The 14,386-nt window shown below is 71.5% G+C and carries 13 protein-coding genes; 7 read left to right on the top strand and 6 right to left on the bottom strand.

Going from position 1 to position 14,386, the window contains the following annotated elements:
• Positions 1 to 401: 401 nt before the first annotated feature.
• The gene (locus D1825_RS04150) at positions 402 to 3,476 is read left to right on the top strand and encodes a glycoside hydrolase family 3 protein (protein WP_233549622.1); all 3,075 of its coding nucleotides are present in this window, start codon (positions 402 to 404) and stop codon (positions 3,474 to 3,476) included.
• A 64-nt stretch (positions 3,477 to 3,540) separates the two neighbouring features.
• Here the strand turns inward: D1825_RS04150 and D1825_RS04145 are convergent, their stop codons facing one another.
• The 3 genes from D1825_RS04145 to D1825_RS04135 form a co-directional block, all read right to left on the bottom strand.
• Positions 3,541 to 4,437 carry a carbohydrate ABC transporter permease gene (locus D1825_RS04145; protein WP_118766200.1) on the bottom strand — a complete coding sequence of 299 codons (897 nt, stop codon included), beginning with the start codon at positions 4,435 to 4,437 and terminating at the stop codon, positions 3,541 to 3,543.
• Positions 4,434 to 5,339 (bottom strand): carbohydrate ABC transporter permease, encoded by a 906-nt coding sequence (locus tag D1825_RS04140; protein ID WP_118766199.1) that lies wholly within the window; start codon positions 5,337 to 5,339, stop codon positions 4,434 to 4,436. Before D1825_RS04140 ends, D1825_RS04145 begins: the two co-directional genes overlap by 4 nt.
• A 115-nt stretch (positions 5,340 to 5,454) precedes the next feature.
• Positions 5,455 to 6,753, bottom strand: a complete 1,299-nt coding sequence (locus D1825_RS04135; RefSeq protein ID WP_118766198.1) for an ABC transporter substrate-binding protein — start codon at positions 6,751 to 6,753, stop codon at positions 5,455 to 5,457.
• 381 nt (positions 6,754 to 7,134) lie between these two features.
• Between D1825_RS04135 and D1825_RS04130 the strand changes: the two genes are divergently transcribed.
• Genes D1825_RS04130 through D1825_RS04115 form a run of 4 tightly spaced genes read left to right on the top strand, consistent with a single transcriptional unit; the run spans position 7,135 to position 11,331 of the window.
• Positions 7,135 to 8,316 carry an ROK family transcriptional regulator gene (locus D1825_RS04130; protein ID WP_233549621.1) on the top strand — a complete coding sequence of 394 codons (1,182 nt, stop codon included), beginning with the start codon at positions 7,135 to 7,137 and terminating at the stop codon, positions 8,314 to 8,316.
• Complete coding sequence (locus D1825_RS04125) at positions 8,313 to 9,404, top strand: substrate-binding domain-containing protein (protein WP_233549620.1); 1,092 nt, start codon at positions 8,313 to 8,315, stop codon at positions 9,402 to 9,404. The genes D1825_RS04130 and D1825_RS04125 overlap by 4 nt, the downstream gene beginning before the upstream one ends.
• The gene (locus tag D1825_RS04120; RefSeq protein WP_118766196.1) at positions 9,401 to 10,147 is read left to right on the top strand and encodes an ATP-binding cassette domain-containing protein; all 747 of its coding nucleotides are present in this window, start codon (positions 9,401 to 9,403) and stop codon (positions 10,145 to 10,147) included. The genes D1825_RS04125 and D1825_RS04120 overlap by 4 nt, the downstream gene beginning before the upstream one ends.
• A complete protein-coding gene (locus D1825_RS04115) occupies positions 10,144 to 11,331 on the top strand; it encodes a sugar ABC transporter permease (protein WP_118766195.1) in 1,188 nt (395 codons plus the stop codon). Before D1825_RS04120 ends, D1825_RS04115 begins: the two co-directional genes overlap by 4 nt.
• A gap of 30 nt (positions 11,332 to 11,361) precedes the next feature.
• On the opposite strand, the gene D1825_RS04110 is transcribed toward D1825_RS04115, so the two are convergent.
• The 3 genes from D1825_RS04110 to purU form a co-directional block, all read right to left on the bottom strand.
• The gene (locus D1825_RS04110) at positions 11,362 to 11,835 is read right to left on the bottom strand and encodes an SRPBCC family protein (protein WP_118766194.1); all 474 of its coding nucleotides are present in this window, start codon (positions 11,833 to 11,835) and stop codon (positions 11,362 to 11,364) included.
• A complete protein-coding gene (locus D1825_RS04105; protein ID WP_118766193.1) occupies positions 11,832 to 12,218 on the bottom strand; it encodes an ArsR/SmtB family transcription factor in 387 nt (128 codons plus the stop codon). Before D1825_RS04105 ends, D1825_RS04110 begins: the two co-directional genes overlap by 4 nt.
• A gap of 77 nt (positions 12,219 to 12,295) precedes the next feature.
• Entirely contained in the window at positions 12,296 to 13,171 is an 876-nt protein-coding gene (purU, locus tag D1825_RS04100) for a formyltetrahydrofolate deformylase (protein WP_118766192.1), read from the bottom strand.
• A 146-nt stretch (positions 13,172 to 13,317) separates the two neighbouring features.
• On the opposite strand from purU, the gene D1825_RS04095 reads away from it, so the two are divergent.
• Positions 13,318 to 13,806, top strand: a complete 489-nt coding sequence (locus D1825_RS04095) for a GNAT family N-acetyltransferase (protein ID WP_118766191.1) — start codon at positions 13,318 to 13,320, stop codon at positions 13,804 to 13,806.
• A 13-nt stretch (positions 13,807 to 13,819) separates the two neighbouring features.
• Positions 13,820 to 14,386: phosphotransferase (locus D1825_RS04090; protein ID WP_233549619.1), on the top strand; the 567-nt coding region annotated here is incomplete at its 3' end.

Genomic DNA, 14,386 nt, shown 5'->3' with positions numbered 1-14,386 from the left:
GACGACGGCGCCCCGGCCGACCTCGCGAGGTCGGCCGGCGCGCCGTCATGTCTCGAAGCGCTTCGCCCGGGGAAGCGCCCGAGAAGACCCAACTGAATCCTTTCACCCGAGCCGCGCGCGCCGAGATCCCGACAAATACGGGTTGACAGGCATTCCGGACACTTCTACGGTCGAAGCGATCGGTCATCGAAGCGCTTCGATGACCGATCCAATCATCAGTCGTCCACCGTCAGCGTCGTCGGGAGACAGGTTCCGGGGTCCCTCCGGATCCGCGCACCCCGCGGCGCGGGTGCCACGCGCCCACCTCACGTCGCCGTGAGGGCTGGTCGCGTGCGCCCGACGGTCGACGGGCCGCGACGCGGGGGCGCAGGTGCCTCCGCCGGGAACGAGGAGCCCAGCCCGTGCACGAGACACCGAACTCCGAAGGGCGCCGGAGCGCGCCACCCACGATCAGCACGGCGAGCGCGCCGAGACAGGGGGGCCGGTCGAGGCGGCGCCGGGCAGCGCGGTGGGCCATCCCCACCGCGCTGGCCCTGGCGCTGGCCGGGCTGATCCCTGCGCAGGCTGCGCACGGCGAGGACGAGCTGCCGTTCCGCGACCCCGACCTGCCGCTGCAGGCGCGCATCGACGACCTCCTGGGCCGGCTCACGCCGGACGAGGAGATCTCGCTGCTCCACCAGTTCCCGCTGCCGGTGCCGCGGCTCGGCATCGGCCAGTTCCGCACCGGGACCGAGGCGCTGCACGGGCTCGCGTGGACCACGAGCTACGAGGACGGTGCCGTGCACACCGCCAAGGCGACGACCTTCCCGCAGGCTGTCGGGCTCGCGAGCACGTGGGACCCGGCCCTCATCAAGCAGGTCGGGACCGTCGTCGGCGACGAGGCCCGCGGCTACAACTCCGAGGACCCGGCCCTGTGGGGCCTCAACCTGTGGGCGCCGGTGGTCAACCTCCTGCGCGACCCGCGCTGGGGCCGCAACGAGGAGGGCTACTCCGAGGACACCACCCTCACGGGCGCGATCTCCACCGCGTACGGCAAGGGCATGTCCGGCGACGATCCCTTCTACCTCAAGACCGCGCCGACCCTGAAGCACTACCTCGCCTACAACAACGAGGTCCACCGCGACACGACGTCCTCGAGCGTGCCGCCGCGCGTGCTGCACGAGTACGACGAGCAGGCGTTCAAGCCGGCCATCACCGCCGACGCCGCCACGGGCGTCATGGCGTCGTACAACCTGATCAACGGTCGTCCCGCGACCGTCGACCCGACCATGGACTCCCTCCTGCGCACGTGGACCGAGAAGACGCTGTTCAACGTGAGCGACGCGGCGGCCCCGAACAACCTGGTCAACTCGCAGAAGTACTACGCGACCGCGCCCGAGGCGAACGCCGCCGCGATCAAGGCCGGCATCGACAGCATGACCGTCAACGACAACAACCCGCAGCCGACGATCACCGCCATCAAGGACGCGCTGGCGCAGGGGCTGCTCACGCAGGCGGACATCGACGAGGCCGCGTCGCACCAGCTCTCGATCCGCTTCCGGCTCGGCGAGTTCGACCCGGACGGCGGCCCGTACGCGGGCATCACCAAGGCCGCGGTCGACACCCCGGCGAACCGGGCTCTGAGCCGCACGACGGCGGCCGACGCCATGGTCCTGCTGAAGAACGCGAAGAAGACCCTGCCGCTGGACACGACGAACGACAAGAAGGTCGCGGTCATCGGACCGCTCGCGGACACGCTGTACACGGACTGGTACGGCGGCTCGCTGCCGTACGCGGTCACCGCGCGCGACGGGATCGAGGCCAAGACCGGCGCGGGCAACGTGACCGGCACCGAGGGCGTGGACCGCATCGCGCTCAAGGACGTCGCGACGGGCAGGTACGTCGCGGGTGGCGCGGGCGCGGCGGGCGGTGCGCTGACGGCGTCCGCGGCGAGCGCCGACGCGACCTCACAGTTCGACGTCTTCGACTGGGGCAGCGGGATCGTCACGCTGCGCAGCGCCTCGAACGGCAAGTACGTCGGCTACAACTGGAGCGGCTTCGCCAACGACCAGGCGCAGCCCAACGGCTGGTTCGTGCAGCAGCAGTTCACGCTCGAGGACCAGGGTGACGGCACCGTCGCGCTGCGGTACGCGGGCTACGAGTCGACGTCCGACTGGGCGCCGTCGTACACGAACCCCTACATCACGGTGAACGCCGACGGCGCGCTCGTGCTCGGGGCACCGACGGCCGCCAAGGCCGCCAGGTTCTCGCGCGAGGTGGTCACGAGCGGGAGCGCCCAGGCGGTCGCCGCCGCCAAGAAGGCCGATGCCGCGGTCCTCGTCGTCGGGAGCATGCCGTTCATCAACGGCCGCGAGGACCACGACCGTGCGGACATGAACCTGGCCCCGAGCCAGGAGGCGCTGGTCCAGGACGTGCTCAGGGCCAACCCGAACACCGTCGTCGTGCTGCAGACCAGCTACCCGGACACGATCACGGCGCTGCAGAAGAAGGTGCCGGCGATCGTCTGGACCACGCACGCCGGCCAGGAGACCGGCAACGCGATCGCCGACGTGCTGTACGGCGGCACCAACCCGGCGGGCCGCCTCACCCAGACGTGGCCCACGTCGACCGACGCCCTGCCGGCCGACCTGCTGAACTACGACATCATCTCGTCGGGCCAGACCTACCTCTACGACTCGACCAAGCCGCTCTACCCGTTCGGATACGGCCTGAGCTACACCTCGTTCCGCTACTCGAAGCTGCGGATCGACGACCGGTCGCTCGGCAAGCGGGACACGGTCAAGGTGAGCGTGGACGTGACCAACACCGGCAAGCGGTCGGGCGACGAGGTCGTGCAGCTCTACACGCACCAGCGCACCTCGCGGGACACCCAGCCGCTCACGCAGCTGCGCGACTTCGACCGGGTCAGCCTCGCGGCGGGGCAGACGAAGACGGTGAAGCTGGATGTCCCGGTCTCCGAGCTCGCGCACTGGGACGTGACGCGCAACAGGTGGGTGGTCGAGACGAGCACCTACGACGTGCGCGTCGGCGCCTCGTCGAGCGACGTGCGGGCCAGCTCGACGGTCAAGGTCGTCGGCGAGAAGATCCCGCCGCGTGACCTGTCCCGGACCACCCAGGCGCAGAACTTCGACGCCTATAAGGCCGCCACGCTGGTGGACACCTCGAAGGTTGAGGGCACCTCGGTCGGCGCGACGGCGAAGGGCAGCTGGATCGCGTTCAAGGACGTCGACCTGCGCACCGGGCCGCGCACCTTCACGGCCAATGTGGCCAAGGCGGAGGCGGGCGGCGGCCGGATCGAGATCCGGCTCGGCTCGCCGAAGGGCAAGGTCGTCGGCACCGCCGTCGTGCCGAGCTCGGGTGACGTCTACAGCTACCGGACGGTGCGGGCCGCGCTCGGCAAGGTCCGCGGCATCCAGGACGTCTACCTGGTGTTCGACTCCGCGCAGCGCATCTCCACGCTGCGCCTGACGGACTAGCAGCACCCACGACGAAGGCGCCGGCCCCCCGCAGCGGGGACCGGCGCCTTCGTCGTCGCGGGGATCAGCCCTTGACGGACCCCGACATGAGGCCGCCGATGAAGTACTTGCCCAGCAGCGCGTAGACCAGCAGCGTGGGCAGCGACGCGAGCAGTGCTCCCGCCATCGAGACACCGTAGTTCTGCAGGAGCGCGCCGTTGGCCAGGTTGTTCAGCGCGAGCGTGACCGGGCCGTTCTGGCTCGAGGAGAAGAACACGGCGAACAGGAAGTCGTTCCAGGCCGACGTGAACTGCCAGATCAGCACGACGACGAACGAGGGGATCGAGATCGGCAGGACCACCGACGCGTAGGTGCGGAGCATGCCCGCACCGTCCACGCGTGCCGCCTCGATCAGCTCGTTCGGGATCGACATGTAGTAGTTGCGGAAGATCAGCGTCGTGATCGGCAGGCCGTAGATCACGTGCAGGATGATCAGCGACGGGATGCCGTTGGGGATGTGCGCGCTCTGCATGAGCTTGAGCAGCGGGATCATCACGGCCTGGTAGGGGATGAACATCCCGAACAGGATCAGCGTGAAGACGATGTCCGCACCCTTGAACCGCCAGCGCGCCAGCACGAAGCCGTTCATCGAGCCGAGCAGCGAGGAGATCAGCGCGGCCGGGACGACCATCTGGACGGTGCGCCAGATGGCGGGGGACAGCGACGTCCACGCCTCCTTCCAGTTTTCCATGGTCCAGCTCAGCGGCAGGTTCCACGCGCGCACCGGGGAGGCGTCGCCCGTGCCCTTGAAGCTCGTCACGATGAGCACGTAGACGGGGATCAGCACGATGAGCAGGAAGAACAGCAGGGCCAGGTACTTCAGTCCGCGGCCCCAGGAGAAGCGGTCACGGCCGGCGTTGCCGCCGCCACCGATGGGCGCTGCCTTGATGGGCTTGGTCAGGGGCTCGGTCGCGGCGGTCACGCGTTCTTCTCCGTCCGGTTCAGGTGCACCAGGTAGGGGATGACGAGCACCGCGACGATGACGAGCAGGATCACACCGACCGCTGCCGCGTCGGCGTAGTTGAAGCTCGACTTGAACACGTACATGTCGATGGCGGGCACCTTGGTCTGGTAGTTCGCGGGCTTCGAGATCGACATGATCAGGTCGAACGCCTTGAGCGACATGTGGCCGACGATGATCACCGCGGACAGCGCGACGGGGGACAGCTGCGGGAAGATCACGTGGCGGTACATCTGCCAGGTCGTCGAGCCGTCCATCCTGGCGGCCTCGCGCAGCTCCTCGGGGACGCCCCGGAAGCCGGCCAGGAACAGCGCCATGACGTAGCCGGACAGCTGCCAGATGGCGGGGATCGCGATGGCCGCGATGCCGTAGTTGACGTTGTTCCACCAGTTGTTCTGCAGGAAGTCGAGGCCGACCATCTGGAACAGGCGGTTCAGGCCCGAGGCGTTCTCGCCCTGGTTGGAGTTGAGCAGCCAGCGCCACACGACACCCGAGGCGACGAACGAGACGGCCATCGGGAACAGGTAGATCGAGCGGAACACGCCCTCGAACCGCACCGGCCGGTCCAGGAGCCACGCCCACAGGAAGCCGAACAGCATCGTCCCGCCGAGGAACACGACCGTGTAGATCACCAGGTTGCGCAGCGAGTGCTGGAAGTCGGGCGAGGTGAGCAGGTCACCGTAGTTGGTGAGCCAGACGAACGACGTGGGCTTGCGGCCCGTCGTCTGGGCAGCCGTGTGCATGTCGGTCATCGAGGTCCTGGCGTTGATCGCCAGCAGGCCGTAGACGAACACGCCGAGCAGGATGAGCGACGGGGAGATCAGCAGCAGGGGAGGTCCCCAGCGGCGCAGGTTGCGGGGCATGGCGGTTCCTAGCGTTTGCGGGCGGGGTGTGGCGACCCGGCGGCCCGGACGGCGGTGTGACGGCCCCGCTCCCGTGAGGCAGGGAGCGGGGCCGTCACCGGTCAGGCGACTGGCGTCACTTGCCGGCGGCCGCGGCCGCGAGGTCCTTCTGGTACTGGGCCAGGTCGGACGCACCGGTCGTGAACTTGCTCGTGGCGTCCGAGATCGCGTTCAGCGTGGCGACCGGGGCGGCCGCGCCGTGGGCGAGGGACGAGACGATCGTGTCCTTGCCGAACGACGCGATGGCCGTCTGCTGGTACTCGCTGAAGTCCTCCGGCTTGGCGTCGTTGCGGGCGGGGATGGAGCCCTTCGCCTTGTTGAACGCCGTCTGGCCCTCGGCCGAGGAGATGGTCTCGAGCCAGGCCTTCGTGCCACCCGGGTGCTTCGCGCCCACGGGGAGCGTGAAGGAGTCCGCGAGGAAGTCGAAGATGCCGTCGGTGCCGGGGACCGGCTGGTAGGTGTAGTCCGCGGGAGCCTTCTTGCCGGCCTCCTCGAACGCCGCCTCGGCCCAGTCGCCCATGACGTTGAAGCCGGCCTGGCCGTCGATGATCTGCTGGGTGGCGTCGGGCCAGTCCAGACCGTCACGGTCGGTGTTCGTGTAGCTCATGAGCTTTTCGAAGTCCGTGAGGGCCTTGGTGACGTCCGAGCCGTTCCAGTCGGTCGAACCGTCCCACAGGCCGGAGTAGCCGTCGGCGCCCAGGTCGGCGATGAGGACCGTCTCGAGCAGGTTGACCTGGGTCCAGGTCGTCGCGACCGAGAGGGCCGTCTTGCCGGAGGCCTTGACCTTGTCCAGCGCGACGAACCAGTCGTCCAGCGTGTCGTACTTCGCGGCGGGGTCGAGACCGGCGCCCTCGAGGACGGCCGGGCTGGCCCACATGACGTTGGCGCGGTGGATGTTCGACGGGACCGAGTAGATCTTGCCGTCCACCGTGAGGCGGTCGACGAGGTCCTTCGGGAACGCGTCCGTCAGGCCGAACTCCTTGTAGAGGGCGGAGACGTCCTCGAGCTGGCCGGCGTCGATGTAGTCCTGGAGCTCGGCGCCAGCGTGTGCCTGGAACGTGTCCGGCGGGTCGTTCGCCTGCAGACGCGTCTGCAGGAGGTCCTTCGCCGCAGAGCCGGCGCCACCGGCGACCGCGCCGTTGATGAACTCGGTGTCGGGGTGCTGCTCGCCGAAGACCTTGACGAGAGCGTCGAGGCCCAGCTTCTCGGAGCCGCTGGCCCACCAGGTGAAGACCTCGACCTCGCTGGCGTCGCCGCCCGCGGCGCCCGAGCCGTCCGAGGACGGGTTGTCGTCACCCGAGCTGCAGGCCGTGAGCAGCAGAGTGCTCGCGGCCAGCCCGGCCGTGACGGCCATGAGGGTACGTCGTGTACGCATGATGCTCCTACGTCGTCGTTGATCGCTCAGAGGCTGTTGGATCCGCGTCGCGCGGGTCCGACCTGGTCCGTGGAACAACGCTGCTCCCGGACCGTTCGACGCACAGCCAACCCGTCCGAAGCCTTGGCGTCAACTAATGAAGCCAGTGGTGATCGAATCGTGATCTTCCCTTCACCTCACGGAGGCAACCGGGCGGTCGATCCCCTCGAGCGAACGGGTGACGGGTGACCCGAACGGGTGGCGGCGCGAGCGAACGCCGGGGTCCATGGTGGGCGACGAGGCGCGAAGATGCACGCCCAGGGCAACTTTCGCCGCACGGGCGGGCGTCGTCACCTGCGCTTTCGGGCGGGCTGCACCGGAGTGGGCTGTATCCTTCCGGGCGTGGGCGAAGACCGGGTCACGCCGGGCTCCCAAACTTCACTCCGTGAAGCCAACCGGGCTCGCATCGTCAACGCCGTCCAGCAGCGTGGCTCCCTCACGCAGGTCGAGCTGGCCGGCCTCACAGGGCTGTCCCCGGCCACCGTGTCGAACATCGTCAACGAGCTCACGGGCTCGGGCGTCCTGCACACGGCCCCCACCACGCGCAGCGGCCGCCGCGCCCAGCAGGTCACGCTCGCGCGCAACCTCGGGCTCGTCGTCGGCCTGCACTTCGGCACGCGCAGCCTGCGCGTCGCGCTGTCCGACGTCGCCCACCGCATCGTCGCCGAGCAGCGCCTGCCGCTCCCGCCCGACCACCGCGCCGACGCGGGCCTCGAGCGCGCCGCGATGCTCACCGACGAGATGGTCGCGTCCGTCGGCGCCACGATGTCCGAGGTGCTGGCCGTCGGCGTCGGCGTCCCCGCGCCGGTCGACGTGCGCACCGGGCGGGTCTCCACGCGCGGGCTCCTGCGCGGCTGGGACGGCGCGGCCGTGCCCGAGCTCCTCGGCGCGCGGCTCGGTGTCCCGGTGCACGTCGACAACGACGCGAACCTCGGCGCGCTCGCGGAGGTCCGGCTCGGTGCCGCCCGGGGCCGCCGCCAGGTCGTCTACCTGCGCGTCTCGCACGGCGTGGGCGGGGGCCTCGTCCTGAACGGCGAGCTGTTCCACGGGCGCGTAGGCGCCGCGGGCGAGGTGGGCCACGTGACGATCGACGACAACGGCACGGTCTGCCGGTGCGGCAACCGCGGCTGCCTCGAGACGTTCGTCGGCGCCCCCGCGATCCTCGAGACGCTGCGCTCGAGCCACGGTCACCTGACGCTGCGTGACGTCATCACGCGCGCCGAGCAGGGCGACCCGGGCTGCCGCAGGGTGCTCAGCGACGCGGGGCGCCACCTCGGCGTCGCGGCCGCGAGCGTGTGCAACCTGCTCGACCCGGAGGTCGTCGTGGTGGGCGGCCAGCTCGCGGAGGCGGGGGAGATGCTGCTGGGGCCGCTGCGCGCGACGCTCATGGAGCGCACGATCCCGAGCACCGGGGGACCGGTCGAGGTCGTCGAGGGTGCGCTCGGCGCGTCCGCCGAGGTCCGGGGCGCCCTCGCCGTCGCGCTCGACCGAGTGAACATCAGCGCCGCGGTGGGTGTGTCGTGAACCGGGGCCGCCTCCTGACCACCGCCGCCGCGGTGCTCGTCGTGCTGCTCGCGCTCGCCGGCTGCGCCGACACCCCCGCGGACCGCGCGCCCTCCCCGACGACGATCGCGCTGCTCCTGCCCGAGTCGAAGGCCGCGCGCTACGAGAGCGTCGACCGCCCGTCGTTCGAGCAGACCGTCGCGCGCCGCTGCCCGGACTGCCGCGTGCTCTACGCCAACGCGGACCAGGACGCCGCGCGCCAGCAGCAGCAGGCCGAGTCGGTGCTCACCCAGGGGGCGGGTGTGCTCGTGCTCGACGCCGTCGACGCGACCGCCGCGATCGGCATCGTGCAGCGCGCCGCGGCGCGCGGGGTGCCGGTGATCGCCTACGACCGCTTCATCGCCGACGCGCCGCTGGACTACTTCGTCGGTGTCGACGGCGCGCGCGTCGGCCGGCTCCAGGGCGAGGCGCTCGTGACCGCGCTGGCCACCCGCCGCACGGGCCCGAGCACCGATCGCGACGGCATCCTCGTCGTCAACGGCTCCCCGACCGACCCCAACTCGGTGCGCTTCAAGGCGGGGCTCACGGCCGCGCTCGCGGGCACGCCCATCGACGTGCTGGCGTCCTACGACACCCCGGACTGGAGCCCCGACAAGGCGCAGGCCTGGGTGAGCGACCAGCTCACGCAGTACGGCGAGCGCGTCGAGGCGGTGTACGCCGCGAACGACGGCGAGGCCGGCGGCGCGATCTCCGCGATGCTGTCCGCCGGGTTCGACCCGGTCGCGCCGGTCACCGGGCAGGACGCGGAGCTGGCTGCCATCCAGCGCATCGTGTCCGGTACCCAGCTCATGACCGTCTACCGTGCGCTGTCCGAGCAGGGGCGCACCGCCGCCGAGCTCGCGGTGCGCGTGGCACGTGGTCAGAAGCCCGTCGCGACGGCGCGGCTCGGCGGCGTCCCGGCGCTGCTGCTGGCTCCGGTCGCCGTCGACGTCCACAATGTTCGCCGCATCATCGTCGATGGTGGCGTCTTCACGACCGAGGAGATCTGCGTGCAGCCGTACACCGAGGCGTGCGTCGCCGCCGGCCTGCTGGACGGGGAGGGCGGATGAGCACCGTGCCCGCACGCACCCCGGTCCTCTCGCTGCGCGGCGTCTCGCGCAGCTTCGGCGCCGCGCGCGCCCTGCTCGGCATCGACCTCGACATCCACGCGCACGAGGTCGTGGCCGTGGTCGGCGACACCGGCGCGGGCAAGTCGACGCTCGTCGGCGTGCTGTCCGGCGCACTCCAGCCCGACGAGGGCCAGGTGCTGGTCGACGACGCGCCCGTGACCCTCACCGATCCGGCCGCCGCGCGCGCCCTCGGCATCGCGGCGGTGTTCCAGGACCTGGCCCTGTGCGCCAACCTCGACGTCGTCGAGAACCTCTTCCTCGGCCAGGAGCCCGTGCGCGGCGGCCTGCTCGACGAGGTGGCGATGGAGAAGGAGGCGTGGAAGCTGCTCGGCCAGCTGGCCGCCCGCGTCCCGTCCGTGCGGATCCCCGTCGCCGGGCTGTCCGGCGGGCAGCGTCGTGCCGTGGCGATCGCCCGGTCGTTGCTCGGCGAGCCCCGCGTCATCCTGCTCGACGAGCCGACCGCGTCGCTGGGCCTGACCCAGATCGCCGAGTTCCTCACGCTCGTCGAGCGTCTGCGCGCCCGCGGCCACGCCGTGCTGATCACCAGCCACTCGCTGTCCGACCTGCAGGCCGTCGCCGACCGCATCGTCGTGCTGCGCCTCGGCCGGACCAACGGCGAGTTCGACGCCGACCGCGTCACCTACGAGGACCTGCTCGCCGCGATGACCGGGGTCGCGCGATGAGCGCGCCCCTGGTAGCCCCGCAGCGTCCGGGCGCCGAGCTGTGGCGCCGCCTGCGCACGGGCGAGATGAGCGCGCTGCCCATCACCGCAGCGCTCGTGCTCATCTGGATCGTCTTCCAGTCGCTCAACGGCTCGTTCCTCTCGAGCGACAACCTGGTCAACCTCACGCAGCAGTCGGCGGCGACCGGGGTGATCGCGCTCGGGGTCGTGCTGACGCTGCACCTCGGCCAGATCGACCTGTCCGTCGGGGCGGTCTCCGGCCTCGCGGCCGCGATCGTCGCGGTCGGCGCGGTGCGCATCGGCTGGCCGCTCGCGCTCGCGGTGGCCGCGGCGCTGGCCGCCGGCGTGCTCATCGGGCTGCTGTACGGCGCGGTGCACACGCGGCTCGGCGTGCCCAGCTTCGTGTTCACGCTCGCGGGCCTGCTCGTCGTCGGCGGCCTGCAGCTACGCGTGCTGGGCTCGACCGGCTCGGTCAACCTGCCGTTCCAGTCCTGGCTCGTGCGGTTCTGCCAGACGAGCTTCCTGCCGCCCCTGCTGTCCTGGCTCGTGGTCGCGGCGGTCGTCGCGCTCTACGCGGGCTCGCGGCTGCAGGACCGGGCGCGCCGCCACCGGGCCGAGCTCTCCGCGCCCTCGCTCGCCTCGGTGCTGGCCCGCGTCGCGGTGCTCGCCGCCGTCCTCGCGACGGCGGTGGCCTACCTGGGCACCAACCGGGGCGTCGGGGCGGTGTTCGCGCTGTTCGTCGCGCTCGTCGCGCTGACCGACCTCGCGCTGCGCCGGACCCGCTGGGGACGGTTCGTGCGCGCGGTCGGCGGCGACGCCGAGGCGGCTCGTCGGGCGGGCGTGCCCGTGCGGCGCGTGCTCGTCACGGTGTTCGCGGCCTGCTCGACGCTCGCGGCTCTCGGCGGCGTGCTCGCCGTCGGCCGGCTCGCCGCGGCCAACCAGGCCAGCGGCGCGGTCGACGTGACCCTCACCGCCGTCGCGGCGGCCGTGATCGGCGGGACCAGCATGTACGGCGGCCGCGGCTCGGCCTGGTCCGCGCTGCTCGGCATCCTCATCATCCAGTCGATCTCGACCGGGCTGACGCTGCTGAACCTGGACCAGTCGGTGCGCTACGCCGTCACCGGGATCGTGCTGGCGATCGCCGTGGTGATCGACGCGCTGCAGCGCCGGGCGCGCGAGCAGTAGCCCGCACGCCCGGCGCTGGGGCGGTTGGCGTCAGGCCGCGAGGAGCTCGTCGAGCTGCTCGTAGCCGGCCTTGACGCCGCCCTCCATGCCGCTCGCGACCATGCCGTCGCGCGCCTCGAGGGTCGGGTAGACCGAGTGGATGCGCAGGCGGGTGCGGCCGTCGCCCAGGTCCTCGAACGCGACGCTCTCGATCGCGACGACGTCCGGGTACCCCTCGAACTCGAACGTCTGGATCGCGAAGTCGTTCTCGCGGACCGTGTGGAACATGCCGCGGAAGCCGAACGACGCGCCGTCGCGGCCCGTGCTGACGTAGCTCCACCGGCCGCCCGAGACGAAGTCCCACTCGGCGATGTCCATGGTCAGGTCGCGCGGACCCATCCACTGGGCGACGAGCTCGGGCTTGGCGTGGGCCTCGAAGACGCGCGCCACGGGGGCGTCGAACTCGCGGGTGATGTCGATGAACGGCACGCCCTCGGGCGCGTCGACGTGCAGGTCGTTGCTCATGGTCGTTCCTCCTGGTGGGTGACCGGGCCGGGGTCGGCAGGCCGGTCGGGGACTGCTGGTGCAAGGAGCGCGTCGAGGCTCCGGTAGCTCTGCTCGTGGATCAGCCGGTAGCGGTCGATCCACGCGGTGAGCTCCTCGAGGGCGCCCGGGTTGAGGTGCACCGGCCGGCGTTGGGCGTCACGCGTGCGCGTGACGAGGCCCGCCTGCTCGAGCACCTGGATGTGCTTGGAGACCGCCTGCAGCGAGATCTCGAACGGTGCGGCAAGGTCGCCGACCGTGGCGGGACCCCGGCTGAGCCGGGCCACGATCCGCCGCCGCACCGGGTCGCCCAGCGCGACGAACGCGCGGTCGAGCCTGTCGTCGGAGGTCGGATCAGGAAGCACTTCATCTACCCATCGGTTGATCAACTAACTCGTTGAATACGAAGGTACGCCGAGACGCGGAGCCCCGTCAAGAGGTGTCAGCGGAAGACGATGGTGCGGTGGCCGTCCAGCAGCACCCGGTGCTCGGCGTGCCATCGGACGGCGCGGGCCAGCGCGCGGCGCTCGACGTCCTGGCCGAGCGCGACGAGGTCCTCGACCGCGCGCGAGTGGTCGACCCGCTCGACGTCCTGCTCGATGATCGGCCCCTCGTCGAGGTCGCCGGTCACGTAGTGCGCGGTCGCGCCGATGAGCTTGACGCCCCGGTCGTGGGCCTGCGCGTAGGGGCGTGCGCCCTTGAACGAGGGCAGGAACGAGTGGTGGATGTTGATGACCCGGCCCGACAGCGCGCGGCACAGGTCGTCGGACAGGATCTGCATGTAGCGCGCCAGCACGACGAGCTCGACGTCGAGCTCCTCGACCAGGGCGAGCAGCCGGGCCTCGGCGTCCGCCTTGGTCGCGGCCGTCACGGGGACGTGGTGGAACGGGATGCCGTAGAACTCGGCGAGCGGCTCGAGCACGGTGTGGTTCGAGACGACGGCGACGAGCTCGATCGGCAGGCTCTCCGAGCGCTGGCGGAACGCGAGGTCGTTGAGGCAGTGCGCCGCGGTGGAGCCCATCACGAGCGTGCGCACCGGCCGGCCGGAGATGTCGAGCGACCAGGTCAGGTCGAACTCCCGGGTCAGCGCCTCGAGCGCGGCCTCGAGCACCGGCCGGGCCACCGACGCCGTGACCTGCACGCGCATGAAGAACAGCCCCGAGAGCGGGTCGCCGAACTGCTGCGACTCGGTGATGTTGCCGCCGTGCTCGGCGAGCAGCCCGGCCACGGCGTGGACGATTCCGGGGCGGTCGGGGCAGGACAGCGTCAGGACCCAGTGGGTCGCGTCGTCCGTGGGCAGGGGCGCAGCAGGGGACACGAGGCCGAGAGTAGTGCGCGCGGCGGCGCGCGCGCCGGAGGGACCACCATCCGCAGGCATCCGCAGAGTGGGACACAGGGCGACGCAGGGGGTGACACGGGCGACGGGAGTCGTGCACCGGCGCGACGGCCTGACACGATGGGGTCATGACGCAGGCCGACCTCGACATCCGCCCGGTCACCCTCGACGAGGCGGGTGAGCTGCTGACGCTGCGCCGCGCCGCCTTCGTGACCGAGGCCCAGCAGTACGGCGACCCGCACATCCCGCCGCTCGTCCAGACGCTGGAGGAGCTCTCCGAGGACCTGCAGGCCGACGGCGTGATCACGCTCGGCGGCTGGTACGGCCACCGGATGGTCGGCTCGATCCGCGTGCTCGTCGAGGGCGCCAAGGCGACGCTCGGCCGGTTCGCGGTCGCCCCGGACCTGCAGGGTCTCGGGTTCGGCACGCAGATGCTGCTCGCGATCCTCCCGTACCTGCCCGACGGCATCGAGGAGGTCTGGGTGTTCACCGGGCGTGACTCGGTGCAGAACCTCGCGCTCTACGCCAAGCACGGCTACGAGCACCAGCACGACCAGACCGCGGGCGACCTGACCTACGCGTTCCTGCGCAAGACGCTCGGCGAGACCGACGCCTGACGAACCTGTCCGCGTGCTGTCCGGACGCCCGGACGGCGCGGTCGCCGTGCCCGCATCCGTCGGTCGGCTCGCTCGCGGCGCGGTCCTCGAACCCGTGTGGGAGAACGAGGCCGGCGGGCTGACGTTCTGCACCGGTGAGCGCTACCTCAAGTGGGCGCCGACCGACCTCGCGCCCGAGGCTGCGCGCCTGCGCTGGGCCGCCGCGTGGACCCCGGTTCCCGAGGTGCTCGAGCACGGGTCCGACGACGAGGGCTCCTGGCTGGTGACGCGCGCGATCCCCGGCCGCAGCGCGGTCGACCCGCGCTGGATGGCCGAGCCCGCGGTCGCGGCGCGCGCGATCGGCGCGGGGCTGCGGGCGCTGCACGACGCCCTGCCGGTCGACGAGTGCCCGTTCGACTGGGGCGTCGCGTCCCGGGTCCGCCGGGCGGGCTCGTCGGGCGACCTGGTCGACGACGCCCCCCCGGTCGACGTGCTCGTCGTCTGCCACGGCGACGCGTGCGCGCCCAACACCCTGCTGGCCGACGACGGCACGTGGGCGGCGCACGTCGACCTCGGGACCCTGGGCACCGCCGACCGCTGG

The sequence above is a fragment of the Cellulomonas rhizosphaerae genome (genome assembly GCF_003470205.1).
GTDB lineage: Bacteria > Actinomycetota > Actinomycetes > Actinomycetales > Cellulomonadaceae > Cellulomonas > Cellulomonas rhizosphaerae.
This window is presented reverse-complemented; position numbering and strand designations above follow the sequence as displayed.